Source organism: Paenibacillus sp. FSL R5-0517 (assembly GCF_037974355.1).
Classification (GTDB): domain Bacteria; phylum Bacillota; class Bacilli; order Paenibacillales; family Paenibacillaceae; genus Paenibacillus.
Genome location: NZ_CP150235.1, coordinates 676,680 through 702,887 on the forward strand (window position 1 = coordinate 676,680; position 26,208 = coordinate 702,887).

The following is a 26,208-nucleotide window of genomic DNA, read 5'->3' on the forward strand; positions in this document are numbered from 1 at the left end:
AATTATATAGAGAACAAAGAGAGAAGGGTTCGTGTGAATGCAACTGGAGGTTTGAAGCGCAGTTTCATCTTGACGGGGCTGTTGCTCGCAACATTTCTGTCAGCGATTGAAGGCACCGTAATTGGTCCGGCAGGGCCTACCATTGTCAGTGAGTTGGGGAGTGTACAACTGCTGAGCTGGATTTTCACTGCATACCTGCTGACGATGGCTGTGAGTACGCCCATTTTCGGCAAAATTAGTGACTTGTATGGACGAAAGCCTGTATTTCTGATTGGTTGTGCCTTATTTTTGCTGGGTTCACTCTTATGCTGTCTGTCGCAGAATATGGAGCAATTGATCATTTTCCGTGCTATTCAGGGGATTGGTGCGGGGGCGGTAGTTCCTGTTACATTTACGATTATTGGGGATATCTACTCCATTGAAGAACGTGGCAAAATCCAGGGCTGGATCAGCTCCGTTTGGGGGATTTCGTCTTTGGCAGGACCGCTGCTTGGCGGTTATTTTGTAGACAATCTTGGTTGGCAGTGGATCTTTGGTTTTAATGTGCCGTTTGGACTGCTCGCGATGTGGTTTGTATTTCGTTACCTGAAGGAAGATATCTCTCCACGGACAGCCAAAATTGACTATGTCGGTGCGCTGACCTTCACGGTGGGCATTACCGCATTGTTATTTATCCTGTCGGCTGGTGGGCAGTATTATGCCTGGAGTTCTCCGTTGATTGTAGGACTGAGTGTGGTTGCCGCTCTGTTTATTATTTTATTTTTTGTGGTGGAAAAAAGAGCTCAGGCCCCAATGGTTCCACTACATCTGTTCCGAATTCGGGACATTCGTGTGGCGAATATCGCCGGATTGTTAACCAGTACCCTGATGATCGGTCTGACCAGTTATTTGCCGCTCTGGGTGCAGGGGGTTCGGGGAGGCAATGCGACTGAATCGGGGTTGCTACTCGCTCCGATGTCGGTCGGTTGGCTCATTGGTAGTGTGCTCGCAGGTCGTCTGCTGATGAAGATTGGATCACGGTTGACCGCATTGATTGGAGTAACCGGCATTGCGGTCGGATCGGGTGGGCTCTTTCTGGTGGGAGGGACATCCCCGCAGGCTGTGCTATTTATTTTGACCTTTATTTATGGTCTCGGCTTCGGATTTGCGTTTACGATCTTTACCATTATCTCGCAGTCTTCCGTAGGATATAAGGAACGTGGCTCTTCTACGGCATTGCATACGTTCATGCGTACCTTGGGACAGACGATTGGTGCAGCAGCTTTTGGCACTTGGTTGAACTATCGGATCTCCACGTTGTCGAGTGAGCAGAATCTGGCTGAGGCCGGAATATCGGAGAATGATCTGAACGAACTGCTCGCACCACATACGGATGCAGCGCTATCGGATGATAAGTGGGCGCTACTGCGGAGTGTGCTGGAAGGAAGCTTGCATTCCCTGTTTGTCATTATGTTTGTCATTGCACTGGTCTCCTGGGTAACGACGCTTGCTCTACGCAAACGTTTAATTGTACCCGAAGATGCAGATGCTCCACCGCAACCTCAAGGCTCGAAGTAAAAAGTGGACGTATACGAAAAACCGGATTCGCCGATGTCAGGCAAATCCGGTTTTTTTGTTGATTGGCACACATGCATTGGACTAGAGTGTACCTTCACTCAGGAGAGGGATACGCTGGAGGATGTCCGAGTCAAAAGCATTTTGAAGTACACGCTCATCCTGGTGAATCGTCCAGACGAATGACGAATTTCTAAGGAACGGAGGACATCTTATTTGGCCTTCTGCTGCTCTTTTTAAATTGTAAGAAACATGAGACACGTTATGTCCCGAAATCACCTGAAAAACACTTTGTATAAGGCTGTTTATTCAAGGATAGCGTGTGTCAGATTCCTTAAAATGCTGCGAGCGCTTCAAACCCCTGAATATGACGTCACAGGTTCGTTAGGACTCCCGCTCCATATCTGCTCCAGAACATTCAGTTACGCTCCAGCTTTCGGCTGGTTCGAAGATAAGCTCTAGCTGTTCACTGATAAACGGTCTGCAGAATGTGCAAGCCTTCCCAAAAGTTCGGACAGCAATTCCTTGTCTTCCTCACTCAGTCCACTGACAGCACGATCGATCTTCATCGCATAACCTGGATAGATGTCATCCATGGTGCGCTGGCCTTCTTCCGTTAGTTCCACAAAAATGATCCGTCTGTCTTGCGGACAATGTTTGCGGTGCAACAATCCTTTTTGCTCCAGCTTATCAATCACATAGGTCACATTCCCGCTTTGCAGCAGAAGCTGTGCACCAACCTGTTGAATCGGCTGAGCTCCTTTCATATATAACACTTCGAGCACCCCGTATGCGGTGGGGTTGAAGCCATGCACTTTGCTTCCGGATACAGCGTGTTCATTCACGCTCTTGAATGTCTGGGCCAAGGTGCGGTACAGATGAAGTGAACGTTCGGTTCCGATTTCTTGTAATTCCAGCATGCTGATCCCGCCTTTTCAGATTAGTTTTATAAGTTGAAATGATGAAGTTACAACCTACCACGATGGGCATAGAACAACCTTCCAATCACTGTTATCCCCATCGTTATGCTGTTCATATTAAAAATAATTTCAACTTATATGTGTTGGTTAGTTGGTTAGTTATGTTTGAAGATTCAGGTTGTCACCATGGTTTAATTGTAAACTTCTATTTCTACGAAAAACATGCGATATGTCACAAGATTTGCATTTTTAGCATTTAAAATTTGATCATTCACCATACCGAAAAATCATCCTTGAGGTGCCGCTTCTTCTCCGCCTCTGGCAGGAGGTTGAGTCAAGCCCTGCTCTCTTATAATGAGTTCATATCATGAATTCGGAAGGTAATGGGGGAGAAGAAGCATGACAAGTGATTTAACGTTTGAAGGACATCGACCGCTGAAGAATAACCGATCTTTTGTAACATTGATGGTAGCTCAGGCCATTTCCAATCTGGGAGATTGGCTGCATCTGCTCGCAATCCTGACCCTCGTGGGTATCCGCTGGAATGCAACGCCATGGGAGATTACATTTGTCACACTATCTGCAGCACTACCTGTTCTGTTGACAGGGCCATTCGCGGGCACGCTTGCAGATCGTCTGAACCGAAAATGGCTGATGATTGTAGCTGATGGTGCACGGATCATCATCGTGGGTGCGTTGATTTTTGCTGATCAGATCTGGCATGTCTACCTACTGCTTGTCCTCAAATCCCTGTTCGATGTCATTTTTTCTCCTGCGAAGAACGGAAAACTGAAAGAAATTGTACCTCATGAGCAGCTTGCGCAAGCTGTATCCATTAGCTCAATCATTGAACAGATGTCCAAAATTATCGGTCCAGCGCTTGGTGGGCTGTTGGTAGCCGCTTTTGGCATCACCTGGTGTTTTGTTCTCGATTCAGCGTCTTTTCTGATTTCCGGCATCATTTTATTGTGGATTCCTGGAACGCGGGTGATCCAATCTGCAATTCATAACGTAACAGAAGTAGAGGAAGAGACAGCTGGGGGTGTTCGCAACCGCCCTAAAGACTCTTTTTGGAAGGATACACAGGAGGGCATCCGCATGCTCGCATCTCTCCCTCATGTAGGAACGTCTCTGATCTTGCTTGCTTCAGCCATACTTTTTCTGCAATTTGCCGATTCACAGACCGTGGTGTTATTCAGACAGCTTCCCGGAATTTCAAGTGATCTGCTGGGATGGTGTGTGGCGGCCAGTGGTGTAGGTACATTAATTGCAGCGATGAGTGTGCGGAAGTGGAAGCATGCAGGGCATGTTTTGAAAATGGGTCTGGGTACCATACTCATGGGTCTGGTTATCGGCGGAGCCGGTGTTATTGTTGGAATTTGGCCGCACGCCGGGCTGGGTGCCAATCTGCTGCTAGCATCCCTCTTTGCCTTGGCAGGTGTTGGAATTGGGTTTGCGATTGTACCCTTTCAAATCCTGTTGCAGGAACAGACACCCGAGCCAATGACAGGCAGGGTATTTGGAACGGTAGGCAGCATTATGACAGCCAGTAATATTATGGGCCCGGTGGTAGGTGGATTCATGGTCACCTCATTCGGTGTAGTGCCAGCTTTTGTCTGTTCAGGTATTTTGCTGACCCTGCTTGGTTTGATTTATTTGATGAGACGCAACAGGGAAAAAGCCGATCTGAATGGCTCCATTGCCGCCAAGACCATGATTGCAGGCGACTAAAAACATGCCGGATCTGTTCAGGTTAGAACAATTGAAATGAAGGTTTGAATTTACTTCAAATTTAAAGTTTTTGATTAAAATGCGTTTGAGTAAACGCCTTCACGTTTAATGAGGAACAGGCAGAAATCCCTGTATTCTAATTATTCCTAGGGGAAAACTCATATGCCTTGTCCCACCAACCAACGCAGTAGCGGAAAGGGGGTGAAGCAACTTGAATGTAAAGTTACCAAAATCCATAGTACGTCTTGGAAGCATACCACTGGCAATACTTGCCGGGACCTTGATGCTGGGGTTTGGATCTTCGCATGTGTATGCGGATGATGCTCAGATATCTTCTGAAAAACCGTCCAGCGGATTGTCGCTGAATCTGCTCTCACGCGATTCGGATGGCGGGTTGAACCTGACTCCGTCGGTATCGGTGTCCACACCATTATTGGATGTTGAAGTTCCGTCGATCAAAGCGAATGAATCCACAGGTAAGCTGAGTGTATCTGAGCTGAAAGTAGATACACCGCTTGGATCGGCCGGAACATCAGAGATAGGTATTGATGCGAAGGAGGGAACCGTTGAACTGCCGTCTGTACAGGCGGATACGCCGGTGATCAAAGCCGATGTATCAAGCAGTCAGGTGAATCTGAACGAAGGTACAGCTTCCTTGCCCGAGGTTACCGCAGAGGTACCCGAGGTAATCAAGGCAGAGACGTCTGCTGTGAAAACTAACCTTCGGCAGGGTAAGGTTGAATTACCTTCCGTGAAGGTGGATGTACCCGAGGTTACTTCGGTCAATATCTCTTCATCTCAAGTGGATCTGAGTAAGGGGAATGTCCAGCTACCTTCTGTGAAAGCAGAAGTTCCTGTTGTAGACGTATCCGCTGAACTCAATCCTGATCAGGAGAAGGTGGAGATTCCAAGTGTGAAGCCGGAACGGCCTGTAGTCACTCCGGAACAACAGCCGGTCGTCAAAACACCGAATGTTAAAACTTCCAATACGAGTGCACTCGCAGATCCTGTTTCATCACAGAACAACGTGGAAGGGCAGGACGCAGTTCAGGTTACGGGCAACGTGATTGAGGTCACCCCGGAACCAGGAGTACGTCCAGAACAACCTGTTGTCCCGCAGGCACTGCCTGTTGACGGAACCGATCTGACACAGGATTCCGATGTCAATGCAGATTTGCCTGATAACGAGTTATTCCTCGTGGATCAGAACACTGTTAAACCATCTGTCACTGAACAAGTGCGGAGCAACCTGGAAGCCAATTCGAAACAAGATGATGATAATGCAGCATCTCCATTGCAGCCTCGCACAGAACGACCAACAAGTTGGTCTGTTGCGGCAACTTCTCCCGGAGCAGCGAATGCTTCCGCCGGGACAAGCTCCGGTGCGTCAGGTGTAACTGGAGGTGGAGCAACCGCTCCAGCAGCTGCACTTCCGGGAGCAACAACAGGTCTGGTTACGCCGGATTATGATTTTGCTTTCCGAATGGAACGCCTGGATGGGTTCAGTCAATGGTCACAGGCACCACCGGGACGACCGCCGCAATATACCTCTTTCTCATAGACAACATTGGCGTTAATTCAACCAAAATTGAGAAGGAGTGTATATAATCATGAAAAAAGTGAATCGTTGGGTAAAATTGTCGGTATTGTCGGGTACGTTGGTGGCTGGATTGCTGGGAGCTTCGCAGGCAACTTACGCAGATAGCTATAGCAATAACAGTAATGGTAATCTGGATCTGAATGCAGGTTTGCGTCTGGAACTGGGATCTCTTCTGTCAGGACACCGGGACACAGGTTACGGTACCAATGGTAGCTATGGAGGTTCATCCAGTGCAAGCGGAGCATTGAATTTGGATCTTGGACTCAATGCCGGCTTATCCTCAGAGAGCACGAACCGATACAATGATCATTCTTCCGACCACACTGCTGAGCGTAGCAGTTCTGGCAAGCTAGGCCTTGGCTTGAATGCCAATGTGTCGGGAGAAGGTACAACGATGAGCGATTATTCACGAGGCGGCGATGGTCGGAACGTAAACAGCAGCTATACGAGCGAAAGCCGTGGAGCGCTGGGTCTCGGTCTGAACGCGAAAGCGGAAGGTGAGAGTGCAACAATGGCTCAAACTGAACGCAATAACAGCGTGAATGACCGTGAGCGCAACACGAGCAGTAACTTCATGAATGAAAGCCGCGGTGCGCTGGATCTGGGTCTGAACGCCAAAGCGGAAGGTGAGAGCGCAACAATGACTCAAACTGAACGCAACAACAGCGTGAACGACCGTGAGCGTAACACGAGCAGTAACTTCATGAATGAAAGCCGTGGAAGCTTGGATCTGGGCCTGAACGCCAAAGCGGAAGGTGAGAGCGCAACAATGACTCAAACTGAACGTAACAACAGCGTGAACGACCGTGAGCGTAACACGAGCAGTAACTTCATGAATGAAAGTCGTGGAAGCTTGGATCTGGGTCTGAACGCCAAAGCGGAAGGTGAGAGTGCAACAATGACTCAAACTGAACGCAACAACAGCGTGAATGACCGTGATCGCAACACGAGCAGTAACTTCGCGAATGAAAGTCGTGGAAGCTTGGATCTGGGTCTGAACGCCAAAGCGGAAGGTGAGAGTGCAACAATGACTCAATCTGAACGTAACAACAGCGTGAACGACCGTGAGCGCAACACGAGCAGTAACTTCATGAATGAAAGCCGCGGTGCGCTGGATTTGGGTCTGAACGCCAAAGCGGAAGGTGAGAGCGCAACAATGACTCAAACTGAACGTAACAACAGCGTGAACGACCGTGAGCGTAACACGAGCAGTAACTTCATGAATGAAAGTCGTGGAAGCTTGGATCTGGGCCTGAACGCCAAAGCGGAAGGTGAGAGTGCAACAATGACTCAAACTGAACGCAACAACAGCGTGAATGACCGTGATCGCAACACGAGCAGTAACTTCGCGAATGAAAGTCGTGGAAGCTTGGATCTGGGTCTGAACGCCAAAGCGGAAGGTGAGAGTGCAACAATGACTCAAATTGAACGTAACAACAGCGTGAACGACCGTGATCGCAACACGAGCAGTAACTTCGCGAATGAAAGTCGTGGAAGCTTGGATCTGGGTCTGAACGCCAAAGCGGAAGGTGAGAGTGCAACAATGACTCAATCTGAACGTAACAACAGCGTGAACGACCGTGATCGCAACACGAGCAGTAACTTCATGAATGAAAGCCGCGGTGCGCTGGATTTGGGTCTGAACGCCAAATCGGAAGGTGAGAGTGCAACAATGGCTCAAACTGAACGCAACAACAGCGTGAATGACCGTGATCGCAACACGAGCAGTAACTTCGCGAATGAAAGTCGTGGAAGCTTGGATCTGGGTCTGAACGTAGATGCGGATGCAGAAAGTGAAACTACATCTGTGGTGGAGACAAATCGGTAATATGAGATTTTCACTGTAATATGAAGAAGCAGGGGCTCCGGAACCCCTGCTTCTTTTTTTGCCGAAATAAAAACGCTCAAAATGATCAAACAAACAGCTCACAACTCGTATACAATAAAATGAGTTGATCTAATAAGCCCCGAATCAGAACAGGAGTGTTCGATATGAAGATAGAGCATGGAGGTACAGTTACACAGGAGTCCATATTGGACGTACATATTACAGAGGCAGGATACGAGCCAGGACAATCGACCATTCGCAATATTCGAATGAATGTGGCGCGAGGAGAGCTGGTAGGTATTATCGGTCCAAATGGTGCGGGCAAAAGTACCACGATCAAAACACTGCTTGGTCTGCTGGAACATGCAAACTATGAAGTGACGATTGGGGGAGATGGTCGCTATGCCTATATCCCGGAGCAACCGGTTTTTTACGAATATATGACCCTATGGGAACATCTTGATCTGGCCGCAGCAGCGTATGAAATGGAAGAAGAGGTCTTTGTCGCCAGAGCGGAGGAGCTATTGGTTCGCTTCGGCATGGACCACGTTCGGAATGATCTTCCAGCCAGTTTTTCGAAGGGCATGCGGCAGAAAATGATGCTGATGATCGGTTTTCTGTCTTCGCCGGATATCTATATCGTGGACGAGCCGTTCATCGGATTGGACCCCCGTGCAACCAAGGATTTTCTGAAATTACTTGATGATGAACGCCGCCGTGGTGCGGGTGTGCTCATGTCTACGCATGTGTTGGATACCGCTGAACGAATCTGCGACCGATTTATTCTGATTGCTTCTGGCAGATCTGCTGCCGAGGGTACATTGGATGAGATCCGTGAAGTGGCAGGACTGCCGGGAGCCTCTTTGTTCGACTGTTTTGATATACTGACGACTTAGATAGAGAGGGTGAGAGAGGATGGAAACTTCCCGGCGTTATACACCACTTCGTTTATACAAGCGAAGACGCAAAGAGCATTTCAGGGAGCAGATGAAAAACCTCAGACTCGTCGTGGATTGGACGGTGTGGGTATACCTGCTTGTTCCGGGTCTGCTCTATCTGATTGGGTGGTACATGAGTTTATGGACCAAAATGCTGCCTGCATGGGCAACAGGATTACCACTTCCCGTACTGACCGGGCTAATTGACGTGGTCATGCTTACCGGGGGTGTGCTGATATTTGTGGAGGAAGCGGATGTATTGTTTTTGAAATCAAGGTCGTTGTGGATGCGCACCCTAATGAGGCAAGGGCTCTACCGGTCCTGTCTGCAACATCTGGGCAAGATGATCTTGGTTACAGCACTAGCTGCTCCTCTGTGGTCCCGTGTCTATGAGATGTCGAATCTCCAGATTGCACTTATGGCTGTCTGGTTCGGCGCAGTAGCTTCATTTCAAGCCATAACACTACATATCACGAAGGTTCGATATACGGGTTGGCGACGCTGGATTCGGATGGTCCCTCTCGTGATTGGCATAGGTTATATGACCATCCATGCGACATCATGGATACATGAACAGACGTGGAAGATTATCTTTGGCATCGTGCTTATCATGCTTCTTCTGATTACCGTTGGACAGATGAGGCTGTTAATGAAGGGAACGTTTGAAGGGGATGTACGAGAGGATCTGCGGAGCAGGCTGCAGCTTACAGCTCTAATGTTAAGTCGGGCGGTGAGCAAGCCGAAAGCTCCACGAACACGGTCCATAATCTTCCGCAAACCACGGAAATTGTTACGCAATCGTTCCATCGCGAATCGGACAGCAGAGATTGCGTTCAAGGCGTTTTTTCGGAACTCGGCCACGATGAAATTGTATTTGCAGCTTGGCGGACTATCCATTGCAGCAGTTGCATTACCCCCTTTTCCGGTCAATGTCATCGTGTGTGCGTTATTAATCATCATGTTGACGGTGATGTTTTATCGTTCCTGGGATGTTTTTGCAACGTCGGACTATGTTCAGCTTATAACGTATGACTCGGAGGCCCTGCATCGTGCAGGTTCTATGATGGTTCGAATGTTGTTCGTTCCGATTGGTATTCTGATGGGATTCACGCTGGGATTGGCCTGGCTCGGCTGGATCGTGGGTATTCTGACAGCTGCAGGGGCGGTGGCCTTCGGACTTTGTGTATTATCTATTGCTGGATGGGTTCGGCTTACACGTGCCTAAAGGAATTCCTTACTAAGTTAGAGCATATCACGCGCTATAACTGACCATGCTATAGAAGAAGAATCTCATCTATGGGTGATGAGAGATTAGCTGTAGCAAGGAGGAAGAGATAATGATGATGGATAATAGCGAACTACAGGTGCATTTCTCAGACGGTTCAGCGTTGAATGCCGCCAAGGCAACCTTGGAGGAATTGGGATATAAGCCATATCAGTCTGGCCCGCTGGAATTGTATATCCCCACAGATCGCCAAGATCCTCAGTCTGCTGTAGAGATTGTACAATCTCATGGGGGAAGTGCCGTATTTGCCTCGCAGACGGAAGAACTGGATCAGTTTCAGAACATATCAATTCCGGCTCATCTCGTGAATGAGGACTGGAATGAGGGGTATGCGAGCGGAAACCAGGGAAGCCAGACGGAGCAGGGCAGACATAACTATAGCGAGGACCCGACATACGATGATTCGGCTGATGGATTTTCAGGCAGTGTCAAGGCATAGAAGGGAAAGATCACAAGCTAAGAGTGGTTCGTTCCGTCTTACTAAAATGGAATAATGCCCAAAAACCCCGATACTCCACAGACAGTGGATATCGGGGTTTTTGACATCTGAAGCAATTCATCGCTGATGATGCCAGTAGGCATGAGTTGTATTCAAAAGCGGACTTTTTTGAACAACCTCTACTATAATGTAGCGTGTCTATATTCAGCCGCATGCATGCCAGCCGTATATCCGGTGGAGAAAGCAGCAGTGATATTATACCCGCCGGTGTAGCCGTGAATATCCAGCACTTCACCGCAAAAGAATAGTCCAGGCAGCAGCTTGGATTCCATTGTTTTTGGGTATATTTCCTTTAAGTGAATTCCTCCCCCAGTGACGAAGGCTTCTTTGAGTGATCTCGTTCCGTCTGCACGGAAGGTAAAAGCTTTCATTAACTCACATAAGTTGCTTAACATGCCTTTGGGGAAATGGTGGAATGTAAGGTCATCGCTGATCTCTGCCCGTTTCATCATTAATGGAATCATGCGCTCTGGAATCCATGTTTTCAGTATGTTTTTGACAGCCTTGCGGGACTCTTGTTCCAATACCTGTTGAACCTGTGCTTCCAATGCACCTGCGGACAGCTCTGGGAACAGATCAATGCTCATGATGACCTGCGGGTTTCCAGACTTCATCTGAACTTTGCGGATAAATTGGCTACAACGCAATGCAACCGGTCCAGACACTCCAAAATGCGTGAAGATCATATCCCCGCGATGGGAGATGACGGTTTTTCCTTTGGCGTCCAATACAGATAAGCCGATATCCCTCAATGACAAACCTTGCAGTTCTTTGGATTGAATCCAACTCTCCCCAGATACAATAGGCACTTCGGTTGGATACAACTCCGTAATCGTGTGACCCGCAGCCTCAGCCCAGGGGTAACCGTCTCCGGTTGATCCGGTTTGAGGTACGGATTTGCCACCAGTAGCGATAATGACAGAACGTCCAAGGATCGTTTTGCCGGACATCAATTTAACACCCTGTACTTGCTGACCGTTCTGAATGAGTTCCTTCACCGGTTCTTTGGTACGAATCTCAACGCCGAGGGAGACAATTTTGCCTACCAGCGCATCCACAACTGTTTTTGCTTTATCGGTTACTGGGAACATTCTGCCGTTGTCTTCTTCTTTCAGGGCGATTCCGAGATTCTCGAAGAAACGCATGATTCCCTGGTTGTCCAGATTCTGGAATGAACTATATAAAAAGCGTCCATTACCCGGAATGTGTCGGATGAGTTCATCCGTTTCCTTGGCATTGGTTACATTGCATCGACCTCCGCCAGATATGCCGAGTTTACGACCCAGTTGATCTCCTTTATCCAGCAGAAGCACGGATGCTCCATGCTCGGCAGCTGCAACGCAAGCCATCAGGCCCGCGGATCCGCCACCAATTACAATGACATCATACATATGTTATTACCCTCTTTTTTCATTGATTTTGTCTGTTTTACGTAAACTGTGTCTACTCCTGGCTTTTTCTGAAATATAATGGAGTTGAGGCAGTTCTATTGTGCAGTCTTAAGGGATATATTGTAATATACTGTCGCCTATGTTTTAATCAGAAATACATGAGGGAATGTGCAGGCAGAGGAGGAGATGGCATTGTGGTTGCGTTAAAGGACATGCTTTTACAAGTACTGCTGGCAGGGACGGCGGTATTTCTGATTCCCTTATTCCGTCTGGTACTCTCCAAGCGGGCTATTGCCAAAATGGATCATGCCGGAACCGTTTATACCAGTTTTGCTGTGACAAGTGCCCTGAGCATGCTATTGTGTCTGCTATTTGCACTCTATGCAAGCCCGGTAGCTGTACCCATATCATTAAGTATTGTACCTGTGATACTTGTTATTTTGTATTGTAAGACCGCTATAGGCGTAACGCTGTCCATTCTACATATTCTCTTCTATTTTCTGTTTGCGCATCCCTATGATCTGTACGGATTTCTCCTTCATACGGGCATTCTTCTCTATCCTATTGTATGGTTGTCTGCCAAACGATTCAAGCATAATACACCTTCACGCAAAATGACGATCCTCATTATCCTAATTACAATGGAACTGGTTGTAACGAGTCTGTTATGGATCGCATCCCTCCAGAATGAATCCACGTACTCTGCAACCTACCTGATACTTACAGCTCTTGGATATACCGCAGGAGCCATTGTTGCAGGCATTCTGAGTCTGCTATGGCTGGAACGGATGAAGCACTATCGCGGACTGGAGCAGCATCTCTCGGAAGTACACAACCGATACATAGACGAATCGGAGAAACTTCATCAGATTCTGAACGCAGTGCCGCTCTCCATTGCCACCGTAGATAAACAAGGCACAGTGATGTTTGTCAATGAGATGATGAAGCAAATGGCAAGAGAACAGCTTCCCTGTACCTCCACCCCTGATCTCATTGGACAGCCTGCCACTCAATTTGTTGAACAAGGTCAGGCGGACAAGATGGATAAAAGCATTCGCAGAGCCGTCGTTCATGGTGAGATTAGTGGATTGACCGTTCGTTACGGTGCAAACGTCTTGCAATCCCGAACCGTTCCGATCTATGCCTTTTCAACAGAGTCTGCGAGAGAAGTAACAGGAGCCATGCTGATCATTCAGGATATCACGGAGCTTGAGATGCTGCGAAGTGAACTCGATAATGTGGATCGTCTCAGTCTGGTAGGGCAGATGGCTGCAAGCATTACGCATGAGGTGCGTAATCCCATGGCAGTTGTGCGGGGCTTTCTTCAACTGATGCAGGAAAAGAGTCCGGACTCCCTGGATCACTATTACCGGATCGTTCTGGAAGAGCTGGATCGGGCCAACAGTATCATTAATGATTTTTTGTCTCTGGCTCAGAATCGTATTGCCGAGAAAGAGGAATCCCAGCTGCACGATATCATCCATGAACTCAGTCCATTGTTATGGGCGGATGCGAACCTGCGTGGTCAGAGTATTGAACTCATGCTCGCCCATAATGTGCCGAAGTTGCATCTCAATTCAAAGGAAATCAAACAGGTGGTATTGAACCTGGCCCGTAACGGGATGGAAGCCATGAATGAGAAGGGTGTGCTTACGCTGGAAACGCGGATCGTGGATGATAAGGTGGAACTGTGTGTACGTGACACAGGACCGGGTATACCCCGGGTGAAGAAGGAAAAGCTGTTTGAACCTTTTTACACGACAAAAGCCAAGGGAACCGGACTTGGATTGTCGATGTGCCTGAGTATTGTGGAACGACATAATGGAACCATCACTGTGGAATCGGAGGAAGGTCAGGGTACCACCTTCAAAGTGGCATTTGAACGTTAGTCATTCAGCATATTTTGCCAGACAATGAGACATAATATTATAGAAGAAGCCTTTCCGCAGGCGGTTTCTGAATCTTGCTTTCATTGCTTATGGATGTATAATAGGAATAGCACATCATTACATCCATAATGTTCGATATGAATGTAACGTTGTTTTGGAGAGTTATTCGCCTTTAATTCGATCGAGATCATAGAACAACCATTTATAAGGAGTGAAACCGAATGTCAATGTCATTTGATCAATACATGAAAGATATGGTTCAACCCATGCGGGATGAGTTAACTCGTCTAGGAATCCAGGAGTTGCGTACTCCTGAAGAAGTGGAAGCAAGTCTTCCAGATGCAAAAGGAACAGCACTGGTTGTCATTAACTCTGTCTGCGGATGTGCCGCAGGTCAATGCCGTCCAGGGGTGTCCCAAGCACTTCAACACGATATTACACCGGATCACCTGTACACTGTATTTGCTGGTCAGGACAAGGAAGCAACTGCAAAAGCACGTGAATTCTTTGCACCGTATCCTCCATCTTCACCGTCCATCGCTCTGATGAAAGACGGAGAACTTGTTCACTTTATCGAGCGTCATCAAGTGGAAGACCGTTCTGCAGAGGAAATTGCGGCTGATCTGACAAATGCATTTGAACGTTATTGCCGTTAATTCGCTCCATAGAACGCCCCGCCCTTCGGATCACCGATGCCGGGGCGTTTCATTTTGGATAGATAAGGTTATTGAACCATTCGGACCTTTCAAGATGGACATCAAATTTCATTAATTTAGAAACGGGGTGTGTGAACGATGAGTTTGCAACAACAGATCATCGCTGAATTGAAGGTTAAACCAAGCATTAATGAAGAAGAGGAAGTACGCAAGCGTGTTGATTTTCTGAAGACGTATGTTAAAAATGCGGGTGCCAAGGGTTTGCTGATTGCGATCAGCGGCGGTATTGACAGTGCAGTGGCAACGGCGCTTTGCAAAAAAGCGACGGACGAGCTTACGGAAGAGAATAAACAAGAGTACAAAACGCTGGGTGTGTTCCAACCTTATGGTGAACAATCCGATATCGACCACAGCTACGCTGTAGCGAAAGCATACGATCTGAAGCATGTTGTGGAAACGAATATTGAAGATGCGGTGAACGAGATTGCACTGGAAGTGGAGCAAGGATTCAAATCCTTGGGCAGCCCACGCCATATGACTCACCAAGGCAAAGGTAACGTTAAGGCGAGAACTCGTATGGTGATGCAATATGCGCTTTCGTTTGAAGAAAACCTGCTCGTTGTAGGTACGGATCATGCGTCCGAAGCCATCACGGGCTTCTATACCAAATGGGGCGATGGTGCTGTCGATATCACACCACTGAGCACGCTGAACAAACGTCAGGTACGCCAGCTGGCAGCATATTTGAAAGTGCCACAGGCTATTTTGGACAAGGCACCATCTGCAGGGCTATGGGAAGGTCAGACGGACGAAGATGAGCTGGGAATTTCGTATGAAGCGAACAGTGATTATCTCGAAGGAAAACAGATCGATCCGGCTGCCCAAGAGCGCCTCGAAGCGTTCTATACGCGTACACATCACAAACGCAATGCCATTCCGGGTATCTAATACGGATGGATGAGCAAGCTTGTTATAAGCTGTTAACACCAATATTGAAATACATTCCCTCTTAGGGAATGCAAAAGAGTCACTGCTCACACAGTGACTCTTTTTTTATGTGGAACGAGAAACTGCAAAAATCCAGGTGACTACAATATTAAAGAAGAGTTAGCTACTCCAGTCTTTGATCTGTTGCAGGGTCTGGGTGATGACTTGTTCCAGTTGCGGAGTTGTTTCTTTAAATGGATGAACAGTATTGAAGGTATGGTTTCCCTCATTAATCTGGTGCCATGGGATATCAGGACGGGCTTGAACAAGTGCAGCAGAACCCTCCCGAAGACGCTGCGGATCTTCCGTTCCCTGAATGAGTGCGACTCGCAAAGGTGAAGAAGATAAGCGGTCAATAATAGCGTAACGTTCGCTGTGCTTGTCCAGGTCTTCCAGTATAGACACGTCCAGTGGCATCTGCTGACCTGTACGTCCGTTAACGACATGGCTGCGGCCCTGCGTACGCATTTCTTCTTTTTGCTCCGCTGTGAAGAGATCCAGATTGGTTACGCCATTCCAGGAGATGACACCTGCCACCTGTTCGGGATGATCCAGTGCATAGACGAGGCTTACGCCCGCACCGCGACTATGACCAACTAGGTACACAGTAAGTCCGGTGAATTCAGGTTGTGTAGCTACATGCTCCAGTACCAGGGCCAGATCGGCAAGCTCCCGGCTGTAGGTATTGACTGCGAACTTTTCCAGTTCTGAGAATTGCTCCGGATATTCACCGATACCGTTGTGAGAGAAATTAAAGATCAATACATGATGCGTCTGGCTTAGCTGTGAAGCTGCGTAAGGGAACATGCCCCAGTCTTTGAAGCCTTTGTATCCGTGAGACAGAATGATGACGCCCTGAGCGGGGTGTTGTGCAGGGAAAAAGTCGCCGCGAATGATAGCATCTACGTCAGTGGGCAATTCAAAAGTGATGGGCATAATTCAGACCTCCTCAGAATTTCAGACGATTCCTGATTTATATTTTAGCATATATGGTAATGCCGATAGGTACTCGCTTCTGGACGCCCCTCCTGCTACAATAGAATACGTGTTCGGAGAGTTACGGATCATGTGATGGAATGGAGATTTTATACAATGCATGTTCAAAAAGAGCGGTTTTCAGTACCAAGAAGATGGGACTTTTGAACAACCTCTTACAGTATAAAAGATTAAGCAGGTGAAGCGTTGATGATATATGGCATTGGCAATGATGTGCTGGAGATTGGACGTATGCGGAAGCTGCTGTCCGGTCGCCATGCGGAAGCTTTTTTGAAACGAATATTAACGCCAGCAGAGCGGGAGATTGCGTTCCATCGGGGGAAGCGGATGACGGAGTTTGTATCCGGTCGATTTGCAGCGAAAGAAGCGGTGTCCAAGGCATTTGGGTGCGGTATTGGTGGCGTTATGGGCTTTACTGACATCGAAGTGCTGCCTGATGGGACAGGACGTCCGGTGGCCTCGCTGTCCAGTCAGGCCTGGGAACGCCTGCAGCTGCCATACGACAAACAATATGACATACATTTGAGCATTACGCATCAGACGGAATTGGCAGCGGCCTTTGCGATCGTAGAACAGATGGAAAAGTAGCTAGCTTGGCAATAGGAGAGGACGGAAATATGGGTTTACAGGAACAGAAACAACATTTCAGCGTGAATTTGCTGGACTGGTATATGATCAACCGACGGGATTTGCCGTGGCGTCGCCACAACAATCCGTATTTTACGTGGGTATCAGAGATTATGCTTCAGCAGACACGGGTCGATACGGTCATTCCGTATTTCAATCGTTTTATCGGGAATTTTCCAACCGTGCAGGCACTTGCGGAAGCACCCGAGGAGGATGTTCTGAAAAATTGGGAGGGACTCGGCTATTACTCCCGTGCACGTAATCTTCAGGCGGCTGCGAGACAAGTCATGGAGCTGCACGGAGGCGAGATGCCTCAGGACAAGCAGGCTGTCTTCGCATTAAAAGGGGTTGGCCCGTATACTGCCGGAGCCATTCTCAGCATTGCCTTCAACCAGCCGCAGCCTGCGGTAGATGGCAATGTTATGCGGGTCCTGTCCCGATACTTCCTCATTGATGAGGACATTATGAAGGGCAGCACCCGGGTGTTGATGGAAGAGCTCGCAGGAGAGCTCATTCCGGAAGGGCGAGCGCGTGATTTCAATCAGGCGCTGATGGAACTTGGCGCGCTGGTGTGCACGCCCAAAGCGCCGCACTGCCTGACTTGCCCGGTCATGGAGCAATGTTCCGGCCGCATCGCCGGAAGAGAGCTTACGCTGCCGGTCAAGACCAAGGCGAAGCCGCCGCGCCCTGAGCAGCGGCTGGTCGCGATTGTGGAGGGCCGCGGCGATCACCGCGGCCAAGTGCTTGTGCGCCAGCGCCCAGACACGGGCCTGCTGGCCCGGATGTGGGAGCTGCCGCATGTGCTCGCGGCGCCCGCCGCAGCCAGCAAGAAGGCGGCGCCGCTGGCGGATGAGCCGGCCATGGCCTTGCTGGCCGGCAGTCTGTGGGCGGAAGGCTTCGCTGCCCGCCCGGAAGGGCTGGCTACCCATGCGGAGCATGTGTTCAGCCACATTGTCTGGAGCCTGCAGGTGTACAAGTGTACCGAGCAGGACCAGAGCAGTGAGCTTCCGCTGATTGCAGCGGAAGCCAGAGCCGCCTACGACGCACAGGCGGCAACGAAGGAGGGCACAGCCTCATCTTCTGCTGTGTCACCTGAGTCAGCCACAACGCATTCATCGGAGCCAGGCATGCCTAATTCGCAGAACATTATCTCAACATCGCTTAACGATGGAGAGAAGTTAATGTCCCCATCTGATGTTAGTGACCTGGCGCTGAACACTCCGACACTGACAGGGAAAGGCGATGGCTTGACCTACCGCTGGATCGGACCGGAAGATATGGACAAGATGGCATTTCCGAATATATTTCTGAAGCTGATCAGCAGTTATTTTGCCGGTGCGTATGATCAAGTGAATGATTAAATGGGGGAGCTAACGAATCTGAGTGACGTTATCTTAGCTAAATTAACCTAAAAGTGCGAATCAACGCCCTTATTTTGGGGAATAGTTACGCTGAGATTCGTTAGGTTCACGATACGATGAAATATGGAGCAATAGCGTGTCTCTGGTTCGTTAGAAAAGATATCCATTAACTATAAATACCGATTGCGATAGCAAAAAGAGAGCCTGATCACGGTCACGATGACCGAACCAGGCTCTCTTTAATGTTAACTGTTGCATGCGAACAGTATTATTTTGCAGAAGCGTAACGTTTGTTCACTTCATCCCAGTTGATTACATTCCAGAAAGCACCGATGTAATCAGGACGTTTGTTTTGATATTTCAGGTAGTAAGCGTGCTCCCATACATCCAGACCCAGAACCGGAGTCAGACCTTCGAAGAGAGGGCTGTCTTGGTTAGGTGTGCTAGTGATGGACAACTTGCCATCTTTGCCAACTACGAGCCAAGCCCAGCCGGAACCGAAGCGAGTTGTAGCTGCTTTAGCGAAATCTTCTTTGAATTTATCAAAGCCACCCAGTTCGCTATCAATTGCTGCAGCGATATCGCCTGTAGGAGCGCCGCCGCCGTTAGGTCCGATGATTTCCCAGAACAAGCTGTGGTTAGCATGTCCACCACCATTGTTGCGAACCGCTGTGCGGATGCCTTCAGGTACGCTGTCAAGGTTAGCAATCAGATCTTCCAAGCTTTTTTCTTGCAGTTCAGGAGCGCTTTCCAGAGCTGCGTTCAAGTTCGTTACATAAGTATTGTGATGGCGATCGTGGTGAATTTCCATCGTTTGTGCATCGATATGTGGTTCCAATGCGTCGTTAGCGTAAGGAAGTGCTGGTAATTGAAAAGCCATAATGAAATACCTCCTGAGATTTTAGGTTTTTTTTAAATCAGGTACATATGTAATAATACCCTTGCCACTAATATTAAACCGCATTCGGGCTAATTAAGCAACATTTTTGTTTATTAAGTCCCCCGAAGCGTTGATTTAATCATGGGCCAGAGATAACAAACATATTTTACCCTTTATGAATATATTTATGTGATTTTAATAGACAAAAAAGCAAAAACTTGAATAATCTTATTGTAAACGGTTACAATTAAGCGCTTTCAAAAGAAAATGCGTGTTTTATGGAGTAAAGTATGGTTTAATTGACGAAGAAGCGGTATTTTCTCGTTTTTTGTCATTATATGAACATTGGGTTTTTGGTAAAAGGGAACTCCTTTTTGTAAAAAACCTCATCTAAGCTAACGAAAAGGGAGATTTAAGACATGCACGTTCGTTCCTTTCAGTTGAGTGATGCAAGCCAGATGACGGAGCTTCTCCAGGTTGCGCTATCGGAAGAGTGTTATGAGAACACGATGGGCCCGTTTGCCCGTCAATTGTCATGGGATTCTGACCTGATCATGGTTGCGGAAGAAGAGGGAGACCTCGTCGGCGCTTTGATCGGTACGATTGATCAAAACCAGGGTTGCATCTACCGTATTGCGGTACATCCAGACTATCGTCGCCGTGGAGTCGGCAAAACACTTGTCGAGGCTATGGAACAAAGGTTCCAGCAGCGTAAAGTCAGCCAGGTATGGGTGGCGGGTGATGAGCACAACAAAGTAGCCATGCCTCTATATGAAGCTATGGGTTACGGTGCCAATCAGATTATGAGCGCTTTCCAGAATCTTAGTATTTTGTCTAAAGCTTAGTTTGCATGTTTAAAAAGAAATAAAAAAGATGTTCATTTCATATTAGGCATATCTCTTTAACGTGTAAGAACGTGAGAGATGTGCCTTTCTATTTGTATGAAGGACCTTTACGTAATATTCCTCTGATTTTCTCATTCTCTGAACACGCTTCGGTGTCTCCCATTCAATTAGACCACTGCGCCTAACCAGGCTATACACATGATATCCAAGGTATTGGTGCTCATAACCAATTGTTTCACTCTTCCAAATGAAGTAGACTGAAGGGGAGTATGATCATCATTGTGCAAGCTTAATTCAACTAATTAATAAATGAGGTGTCCCTTTGAATTCCAATCATCATTCAATGGAACATATGGCTTCCGAGGAACGTAATCAACCGCCAAAGCCTGAACAACCGGAGAAATCCTGGGTGGTCGAGCTGTGGGACTGGGTCAAAACGATTGTTGTTGCTTTTGTCATCATGATGCTGCTTAACCTGTTTGTGTTTAATCTTTCGATGGTCAAGGGACAGTCCATGCAGCCGACATTGGTTGAGCGGGATCGTCTTTTCGTCAACAAAATTGTATATCATCTGGATACACCTTCCCGATCCGATGTGATTGTACTTCGTGATCCAAGTGAAGGTGTGGAGAAGAAGGATTTTCTGGTAAAACGGATCGTAGGACTTCCGGGAGATACCATTGAAGTCAGGGATCACCATCTGTATGTGAACGGCGAGCGTCAAGCGGAAACGTACACCGATATCGAGGTGCAAGATCCCGATTTTGGCCCAATCACACTGGAGCCGGATCATTTCTTCGTGATGGGAGATAATCGTCATGAAGGCAAAAGTAAGGATAGCCGAGTGTTTGGCAGTATTACATCTGACCAGATTGTGGGCAAGGCTGAATTTATTTTCTGGCCGTTTTCTGAATTGAAGAAATTGTAAAATGCTGACAGGACAACAACTTCAGACTGCATTTTGCGTTAAACCATATAGACTCGATCCGTTTTGAATGCAAGTAAGCAAGGCATATATAGAAATTAACGCCTGTCCTCATACCGTGAGGCGGGCGTTCACTATTTACGGAATACGTGTTGGAAGAAGAGAGGGAAGAGAAATGACGAGCGTACAGACCGGGGCAGCACAGGAAGCCTCCGTATGGGAGAAGTTAAAACAGGAGATCAAGGCAGCTGGCCCCGGACTGGGCATTGATGATATCGGATTTGCTTCGGCGGATCCCTTTGTTTCCCTGAAGTCGCTGTTGGAGCAGTCGCGGGATAAAGGGTATGCATCAGGTTTTGAAGAACCGGATATTCAAAAAAGGGTACACCCTTCCTTGAAGGAGGGCGAACCGGCGTCTCTTATCGCGATAGCAGTAGCGTATCAGTCCAAGATGGTGAATCCACCGAAATCGGAGCCTGGTGCGTATCGCGGCATTTTTGCCCGTTCAGCTTGGGGTCAGGACTATCATCAGGTGCTGCGTACAGCGATGGACAAGTTGGTAAACTTTATACGTGAACGTGTACCTGAAGCCATGATCGAAAGCATGGTAGACACAGGAGCACTGGTGGATCGTGCGGTGTCCCAGCGTGCGGGGATTGGTTTTAGCGCCAAGAACTGTGCCATTATATCACCCAAATTCGGTTCATGGATTTTTCTCGGGGAACTGGTGACGAATATTCCCTTTCAACCGGACACTCCTGTGACCGAAGACTGTGGTGAATGTACGAAATGTATTGATGCTTGTCCGACAGGCGCATTGGTTGGGCCGGGGCAGTTGAATTCACAGCGTTGTATTTCTTTTGTAACCCAGACGAAAGGGTTCGTGGATGAAGAATTTATGCTGAAAATAGGCAACCGTCTGTACGGTTGTGACACATGTCAGATTGTCTGTCCGAAGAACCGGGGCAAGAACTGGGATCACCATCCCGAGTTTCACCCCGATCCGGAGATTGTGAAGCCACTCCTGCTGCCGTTACTGGATATCGGTAATCGGGAATTCAAGGAACGTTTCGGTCAGAGTTCTGCCGCTTGGCGGGGCAAGAAGCCAATTCAACGCAATGCCGTTATTGCCCTGGGCAATTTCAAAGACAAAAGTGCTGTACCCAAACTTACAGAAGTACTAAAACGTGATCCGCGCCCCGAGTTGCGGGGAACCGCAGCCTGGGCGTTAAGCAGAATTGGAGGAGAAGACGCCATGAGAGCAATTGGGGAAGCTGCCGCTAACGAACAAGATGGGAACGTACTAAGCATGCTGCAGAAGGCCGAGGAGCGACTGAGTTCGTCCGAGACCTTACCCAAACAGCCAGAGGCTGGACAAGTGAGTGAGAAGCAGCCAGAGCAACAGAAAGAGCGCAATGCATTACAGGCGTTACAACAGGATTTGAAAATGGAAGCGGGGAATGAACCGGGTAGTGAGGAGCCTGCACAGCCTGCCAAACCAGAAGCCGCAGCGTGGAGGCCTTCTGCAGTTACGGGTCTTCATGGCAAGCCCGTATACTACGATGAGGTACTGACACCGATTGGTACACTTACGTTATGCGCGACGGATGAAGGACTGTGTCACATTGATTTTGGCGCATTTCACGTACGTGAGGCTCATCTGCAACAATGGGCCCGTACCTGGATTGGCGAGTATCGATATGAGAAGAATGAAGAGAAGCTCAGCGAAGCTGCACAGCAGGTACAGCAGTATTTTGCAGGGGAGAGAAAAACGTTCGACTTGCAGCTTGATCAGCTTGGAACACCATTCCAACTACAAGTATGGCAGGTTCTGTCCGATATATCTTATGGAGAGGCCTCATCACACCAACAGGTTGCGGAAAAGATCGGCAGACCCAAGGCTGTTCGTGCAGTTCTGGACGCCATTAGCAAAAATCCGATTCCGATTATTATTCCCTGTCACCGCATCAGCGGTAAAGATGGAACCCTGGTGGGTTATGTAGGCGGTCTGCAAACCAAGGAGCAATTGCTCGCATTGGAGCAGCAATCGTAAGAGCGGGGGACGTTCATGAAGTATGTAAACGTGGAGAGCGTGGAAGCGGGGGAACTTCTGGGCAAGACGGTATATTCCAGTAACGGTACGGTACTGTTGTCCGCCGGAGTCCAGCTCACCGTATATATGGTCAATACGCTGAAGCGTATTGGCGTGACCATGCTATACATCCAGGATGAAGCGTACAAAGATGTGGATACAGAGGACATTCTGGATGAAACCACGAAACGGGCAATAATTAACGAAATGAGTGTCACACTCGAATCCATTCGATCCGGCAAAGATTGGAGTCCTAGAAAGGTCGCCCTCAGTATAGAGAAGTTGCTAAACGATGTACTGAACGGACGTGAACTGCTCGTGCAGCTTACCGATATTCGTACCAAAGACAATGCACAGTATGTTCATGCGATGAATGTATGTTTGTTATCTTCGGTCATCGGACTGAATATGGGACTCAATTATAATCAACTGAAGGACCTTGCTGTGGGGGCATTATTGCATGATATTGGCAAAGTGGGGGAACCTCCTGGCAGTGGCTCGGTTGCAAATTCTTCGCTGCACCATACATGGCGGGGATTCGAAGTGATTAAGAACAAGCGGGAGTTCAGTCTGTTGGTCGCCCATACAGCCCTGCAACATCATGAGCATGTTGATGGTACAGGTATGCCAAGAGGTATTAAAGGGAATGACATCCATCTGTTTGCGAGAATCGTCAGTGTGGCTAATATCTATGATAATCTTATTAATGGGTTATTGAAGGACAGTCTGTTGCCACACGAGGCATGTGAAGAGATGATGGCGTTGTCTGGTACAAAGCTGGATCGGGACATTCTGATCGAGTTCAACAAGAGTGTATCCGTGTATCCCAACGGTACTGCAGTACGACTGTCTACCAAAGAGACTGGCGTCATTGTGCGCCAACATCGGGGATTGCCCGGCAGACCTGTAATCCGGGTGGCGCGCGGAAGTACGCGTTATTCTCTGGATGTGGTTGAAATTGATCTGGCTCAGCATACAACCGTTTTCATTGAAGCCGTCATGACGTAGCTTGTGTGCGGTTCAACTGGAAAATCCGTTTGCTCAAGGCGTGCGGAAATGCTATGATACTTTCAGGAAATCCGGTCTGTGTCAGGTTTGCAACATATGCGCTTAACATCATGAATTGACACGGATTATCAGGCTTTTTAGAATGCATACAGAGGTGTCTAAGAGATGGATATTGTTATACCGATTATCACATTGATTGTTGGTCTGGTCGGGGGATTTTTCATCGGGGTGTTCTACTTGCGTAAACAACTCGAGAAAATGCAAAGCAATCCGGACATGCTTCAGAAAATGGCGAAGCAAATGGGCTACAACCTGAATGGCAAGCAAATGCAGCGTGCCCAGCAGATGATGAAGAATCAGCAGCCAGGAGCGAAAATGCCTCAGCCGCAACAGCATCCTGCGCGTAAAAGTTCGGGCCGCCGAAAATAATAGCAGGGAATGGCTGCTTAAAGTGCGTGTTCAAAAAAGTTGGGTTTTCAGTACCTGAAGCGGACTTTTTGAACAACCTCTTACAGTAGTGGTTCGAAAGGAGGCGTTCGGCAGTGGCTGGCGTTAAAGATTATGTGAATTCAAAAGTATCCGACAATCGGGAAAAGATCGAGTATCATGTAGAGCAGATCCTAAAATTGATCGGAGAAGATAGTACACGTGAAGGGCTGCTTGAAACGCCTGCACGTGTGACCCGAATGTATGAAGAAATTTTTGGTGGATATGAAGTAGATCCGCGCGATGTGCTCGGTGTCACGTTTGACGAGAATCATGAAGAACTGGTTATCGTCAAGGATATCGTCTACTACAGCCAGTGTGAGCACCATATGGCGCCATTTTTCGGCAAAGTGCACATTGGGTATGTACCCAGCGGCAAGATTGTTGGTTTGAGCAAAATGGCTCGTTTGGTTGAAGCAGTAACACGTCGCCTGCAAGTTCAGGAACGTATTACTTCACAGATCGCTGACATTCTGACAGAAGCTGTCGAGCCTCATGGCGTGATGGTCGTGGTGGAAGGTGAGCACTTGTGCATGTGTTCCCGCGGCGTGAAGAAACCGGGAAGCAAGACGGTAACATCTGCTGTACGTGGTTCTTTCCGTGAGAATCCGGCACAACGTGCAGAGTTCTTGTCTTTGGTAAAAGATTAAAATTCGGTACGTCCACTTCATGGACAAGCCGGATGAGTAGGTCCTTGTGGTTTTGGAAGCGGGAGCTTCTGAAGCCGCAGGACAGGATATAATAAGCCGTGTTCCCAGGGGAACCGGCTTATTTATATATGGCGTTATCATTTCTATATATACTGAATACATACGAATTCGTTAAGCCGGAGGTAATGGAACGATGAGTGCATCTTCCCATTCAAGAGACCCGATACAGTCTGAAAAGAAAATACAAGCAGATAAACATGCTACATTGCGCCTGCAAATCTGGGAGACACCACTCAAGCGACAAGGCAGTAGTGTACTCGACGCTTTTGCATGGGAAGAAGTCATGTGCAGACGGGTTGGGGCAGGGCATCTGCCAGTTGCACACATATGGCGACATCCAGATGCCTTTGTAGCCGGTCTGCGTGACCGCAGGTTGCCACGGGCTGTAGAAGCGATGGAACGGATAAGAAGCCAAGGGACAGCAGTCTGTGTTCGACCTTCCGGTGGAGCGGCCGTACCTCTGAATCCAGGGGTAGTTAACGTATCATTGATTCTGCCTAATCCCGGACATGCGATCAATATCCATGATGATTTTCGGGAGATGGCGTCAATTATTGCCGAGTCGCTAACGCCATGGTCAAACCAGGCGCAAACAGGTGAGGTCCAGGGTGCTTTTTGCCCGGGGGATTATGATGTCAGTGTAGGTGGGCTGAAATTCTGTGGTATTGCCCAGCGCAGACAGGCAAAGGCGTATATTATTACTGCTTTTATCATCGTGGAGGGGGAGGGAGATCAACTGGCAGCAGACGTGCGTCAATTCTATCAACATGCATCAGGCGGAGCCAGTGAAGGATATCCTGATGTTCAGCCGGGCACGATGGCCAGTCTGAAGGAGTTGGCAGGTGTCCCTTCTGCCGCAGCCTATACCGCCTCATTGGTACGAACTCTGCGTGATCGCTATCCACAGGCGGAAGCTAGCAAAGTGCTTAGCGTTGGCTATGAAGAAGTGCGTCTGACAGCTGAGCAGATGAAGCTGCGCTATGACTGAGTTCTTGATAAT

23 protein-coding genes are annotated in these 26,208 nt (G+C 48.2%); 19 read left to right on the top strand and 4 right to left on the bottom strand.

Annotated elements, in window-relative coordinates:
* Positions 1–51: 51 nt before the first annotated feature.
* A complete protein-coding gene (locus MKX40_RS03185; RefSeq protein ID WP_339242901.1) occupies positions 52–1,557 on the top strand; it encodes an MDR family MFS transporter in 1,506 nt (501 codons plus the stop codon).
* Positions 1,558–2,012: 455 nt separating this feature from the next.
* Here the strand turns inward: MKX40_RS03185 and MKX40_RS03190 are convergent, their stop codons facing one another.
* Positions 2,013–2,474, bottom strand: a complete 462-nt coding sequence (locus MKX40_RS03190) for a MarR family transcriptional regulator (RefSeq protein ID WP_339239396.1) — start codon at positions 2,472–2,474, stop codon at positions 2,013–2,015.
* A gap of 399 nt (positions 2,475–2,873) precedes the next feature.
* Here MKX40_RS03190 and MKX40_RS03195 point away from each other — a divergent pair, with 399 nt between their 5' ends.
* From MKX40_RS03195 to MKX40_RS03220, 6 genes are all read left to right on the top strand, one after another.
* Positions 2,874–4,205 carry an MFS transporter gene (locus tag MKX40_RS03195; protein WP_339239397.1) on the top strand — a complete coding sequence of 444 codons (1,332 nt, stop codon included), beginning with the start codon at positions 2,874–2,876 and terminating at the stop codon, positions 4,203–4,205.
* Positions 4,206–4,416: 211 nt separating this feature from the next.
* Positions 4,417–5,766: a hypothetical protein gene (locus tag MKX40_RS03200; protein ID WP_339239398.1), complete on the top strand. Its 1,350-nt coding sequence runs from the start codon at positions 4,417–4,419 to the stop codon at positions 5,764–5,766.
* Between the two features lie 49 nt (positions 5,767–5,815).
* Positions 5,816–7,633: a hypothetical protein gene (locus MKX40_RS03205; protein WP_339239399.1), complete on the top strand. Its 1,818-nt coding sequence runs from the start codon at positions 5,816–5,818 to the stop codon at positions 7,631–7,633.
* Between the two features lie 164 nt (positions 7,634–7,797).
* Complete coding sequence (locus tag MKX40_RS03210) at positions 7,798–8,529, top strand: ABC transporter ATP-binding protein (RefSeq protein WP_339239401.1); 732 nt, start codon at positions 7,798–7,800, stop codon at positions 8,527–8,529.
* Positions 8,530–8,548: 19 nt separating this feature from the next.
* Positions 8,549–9,796, top strand: a complete 1,248-nt coding sequence (locus tag MKX40_RS03215; RefSeq protein WP_339239402.1) for an ABC transporter permease — start codon at positions 8,549–8,551, stop codon at positions 9,794–9,796.
* A gap of 112 nt (positions 9,797–9,908) precedes the next feature.
* Positions 9,909–10,295, top strand: a complete 387-nt coding sequence (locus MKX40_RS03220; protein WP_339239403.1) for a hypothetical protein — start codon at positions 9,909–9,911, stop codon at positions 10,293–10,295.
* Between the two features lie 182 nt (positions 10,296–10,477).
* Here the strand turns inward: MKX40_RS03220 and MKX40_RS03225 are convergent, their stop codons facing one another.
* Positions 10,478–11,746 carry an NAD(P)/FAD-dependent oxidoreductase gene (locus MKX40_RS03225; protein WP_339239404.1) on the bottom strand — a complete coding sequence of 423 codons (1,269 nt, stop codon included), beginning with the start codon at positions 11,744–11,746 and terminating at the stop codon, positions 10,478–10,480.
* Positions 11,747–11,940: 194 nt separating this feature from the next.
* Between MKX40_RS03225 and MKX40_RS03230 the strand changes: the two genes are divergently transcribed.
* The 3 genes from MKX40_RS03230 to nadE all read left to right on the top strand — a co-directional run bounded on the left by MKX40_RS03230 (position 11,941) and on the right by nadE (position 15,239).
* Positions 11,941–13,635, top strand: coding sequence for an ATP-binding protein (locus MKX40_RS03230; protein WP_339239405.1), 1,695 nt, complete (start codon positions 11,941–11,943; stop codon positions 13,633–13,635).
* 221 nt (positions 13,636–13,856) lie between these two features.
* Positions 13,857–14,291, top strand: a complete 435-nt coding sequence (locus tag MKX40_RS03235) for a BrxA/BrxB family bacilliredoxin (protein WP_278297014.1) — start codon at positions 13,857–13,859, stop codon at positions 14,289–14,291.
* A 138-nt stretch (positions 14,292–14,429) separates the two neighbouring features.
* The gene (gene nadE, locus MKX40_RS03240; protein WP_339239406.1) at positions 14,430–15,239 is read left to right on the top strand and encodes an ammonia-dependent NAD(+) synthetase; all 810 of its coding nucleotides are present in this window, start codon (positions 14,430–14,432) and stop codon (positions 15,237–15,239) included.
* Between the two features lie 159 nt (positions 15,240–15,398).
* Here the strand turns inward: nadE and MKX40_RS03245 are convergent, their stop codons facing one another.
* Positions 15,399–16,214: an alpha/beta fold hydrolase gene (locus MKX40_RS03245; protein ID WP_339239408.1), complete on the bottom strand. Its 816-nt coding sequence runs from the start codon at positions 16,212–16,214 to the stop codon at positions 15,399–15,401.
* A gap of 249 nt (positions 16,215–16,463) precedes the next feature.
* Between MKX40_RS03245 and acpS the strand changes: the two genes are divergently transcribed.
* Together acpS and mutY are read left to right on the top strand one after the other, a co-directional pair.
* Positions 16,464–16,862, top strand: a complete 399-nt coding sequence (acpS, locus tag MKX40_RS03250; RefSeq protein ID WP_339239409.1) for a holo-ACP synthase — start codon at positions 16,464–16,466, stop codon at positions 16,860–16,862.
* A gap of 29 nt (positions 16,863–16,891) precedes the next feature.
* Positions 16,892–18,262 carry an A/G-specific adenine glycosylase gene (gene mutY, locus MKX40_RS03255; protein WP_339239411.1) on the top strand — a complete coding sequence of 457 codons (1,371 nt, stop codon included), beginning with the start codon at positions 16,892–16,894 and terminating at the stop codon, positions 18,260–18,262.
* Positions 18,263–18,530: 268 nt separating this feature from the next.
* Here the strand turns inward: mutY and MKX40_RS03260 are convergent, their stop codons facing one another.
* On the bottom strand, positions 18,531–19,142 hold the full coding sequence (locus MKX40_RS03260) for a superoxide dismutase (protein ID WP_150364015.1): 612 nt from the start codon (positions 19,140–19,142) through the stop codon (positions 18,531–18,533).
* A 419-nt stretch (positions 19,143–19,561) separates the two neighbouring features.
* Between MKX40_RS03260 and MKX40_RS03265 the strand changes: the two genes are divergently transcribed.
* The 7 genes from MKX40_RS03265 (at position 19,562) to MKX40_RS03295 (ending at position 26,196) form a co-directional block, all read left to right on the top strand.
* On the top strand, positions 19,562–19,987 hold the full coding sequence (locus MKX40_RS03265; RefSeq protein WP_278297013.1) for a GNAT family N-acetyltransferase: 426 nt from the start codon (positions 19,562–19,564) through the stop codon (positions 19,985–19,987).
* 322 nt (positions 19,988–20,309) lie between these two features.
* Positions 20,310–20,915 (top strand): signal peptidase I, encoded by a 606-nt coding sequence (lepB, locus tag MKX40_RS03270; protein ID WP_339239412.1) that lies wholly within the window; start codon positions 20,310–20,312, stop codon positions 20,913–20,915.
* A 172-nt stretch (positions 20,916–21,087) separates the two neighbouring features.
* Positions 21,088–22,965: a tRNA epoxyqueuosine(34) reductase QueG gene (gene queG, locus MKX40_RS03275; protein WP_339239413.1), complete on the top strand. Its 1,878-nt coding sequence runs from the start codon at positions 21,088–21,090 to the stop codon at positions 22,963–22,965.
* Between the two features lie 15 nt (positions 22,966–22,980).
* Positions 22,981–24,012: an HD domain-containing phosphohydrolase gene (locus tag MKX40_RS03280; RefSeq protein ID WP_339239414.1), complete on the top strand. Its 1,032-nt coding sequence runs from the start codon at positions 22,981–22,983 to the stop codon at positions 24,010–24,012.
* A 165-nt stretch (positions 24,013–24,177) separates the two neighbouring features.
* A complete protein-coding gene (locus MKX40_RS03285) occupies positions 24,178–24,441 on the top strand; it encodes a YneF family protein (protein ID WP_017690778.1) in 264 nt (87 codons plus the stop codon).
* A gap of 113 nt (positions 24,442–24,554) precedes the next feature.
* Positions 24,555–25,148, top strand: a complete 594-nt coding sequence (gene folE, locus MKX40_RS03290) for a GTP cyclohydrolase I FolE (protein ID WP_339239415.1) — start codon at positions 24,555–24,557, stop codon at positions 25,146–25,148.
* Positions 25,149–25,341: 193 nt separating this feature from the next.
* On the top strand, positions 25,342–26,196 hold the full coding sequence (locus MKX40_RS03295; RefSeq protein WP_339239416.1) for a lipoate--protein ligase family protein: 855 nt from the start codon (positions 25,342–25,344) through the stop codon (positions 26,194–26,196).
* Positions 26,197–26,208: the final 12 nt, after the last annotated feature.

What these genes read in the sequence shown, in the direction of transcription:
- MKX40_RS03190 (WP_339239396.1), bottom strand. Translation starts at nt 2,474, where the DNA reads ATGCTGGAATTACAAGAAATCGGAACCGAACGTTCACTTCATCTGTAC.
- MKX40_RS03195 (WP_339239397.1), top strand. Translation starts at nt 2,874, where the DNA reads ATGACAAGTGATTTAACGTTTGAAGGACATCGACCGCTGAAGAATAAC.
- MKX40_RS03205 (WP_339239399.1), top strand. Translation starts at nt 5,816, where the DNA reads ATGAAAAAAGTGAATCGTTGGGTAAAATTGTCGGTATTGTCGGGTACG.
- MKX40_RS03210 (WP_339239401.1), top strand. Translation starts at nt 7,798, where the DNA reads ATGAAGATAGAGCATGGAGGTACAGTTACACAGGAGTCCATATTGGAC.
- MKX40_RS03215 (WP_339239402.1), top strand. Translation starts at nt 8,549, where the DNA reads ATGGAAACTTCCCGGCGTTATACACCACTTCGTTTATACAAGCGAAGA.
- MKX40_RS03220 (WP_339239403.1), top strand. Translation starts at nt 9,909, where the DNA reads ATGATGATGGATAATAGCGAACTACAGGTGCATTTCTCAGACGGTTCA.
- MKX40_RS03225 (WP_339239404.1), bottom strand. Translation starts at nt 11,746, where the DNA reads ATGTATGATGTCATTGTAATTGGTGGCGGATCCGCGGGCCTGATGGCT.
- MKX40_RS03235 (WP_278297014.1), top strand. Translation starts at nt 13,857, where the DNA reads ATGTCAATGTCATTTGATCAATACATGAAAGATATGGTTCAACCCATG.
- nadE (WP_339239406.1), top strand. Translation starts at nt 14,430, where the DNA reads ATGAGTTTGCAACAACAGATCATCGCTGAATTGAAGGTTAAACCAAGC.
- MKX40_RS03245 (WP_339239408.1), bottom strand. Translation starts at nt 16,214, where the DNA reads ATGCCCATCACTTTTGAATTGCCCACTGACGTAGATGCTATCATTCGC.
- acpS (WP_339239409.1), top strand. Translation starts at nt 16,464, where the DNA reads ATGATATATGGCATTGGCAATGATGTGCTGGAGATTGGACGTATGCGG.
- mutY (WP_339239411.1), top strand. Translation starts at nt 16,892, where the DNA reads ATGGGTTTACAGGAACAGAAACAACATTTCAGCGTGAATTTGCTGGAC.
- MKX40_RS03260 (WP_150364015.1), bottom strand. Translation starts at nt 19,142, where the DNA reads ATGGCTTTTCAATTACCAGCACTTCCTTACGCTAACGACGCATTGGAA.
- MKX40_RS03265 (WP_278297013.1), top strand. Translation starts at nt 19,562, where the DNA reads ATGCACGTTCGTTCCTTTCAGTTGAGTGATGCAAGCCAGATGACGGAG.
- queG (WP_339239413.1), top strand. Translation starts at nt 21,088, where the DNA reads ATGACGAGCGTACAGACCGGGGCAGCACAGGAAGCCTCCGTATGGGAG.
- MKX40_RS03280 (WP_339239414.1), top strand. Translation starts at nt 22,981, where the DNA reads ATGAAGTATGTAAACGTGGAGAGCGTGGAAGCGGGGGAACTTCTGGGC.
- MKX40_RS03285 (WP_017690778.1), top strand. Translation starts at nt 24,178, where the DNA reads ATGGATATTGTTATACCGATTATCACATTGATTGTTGGTCTGGTCGGG.
- MKX40_RS03295 (WP_339239416.1), top strand. Translation starts at nt 25,342, where the DNA reads ATGAGTGCATCTTCCCATTCAAGAGACCCGATACAGTCTGAAAAGAAA.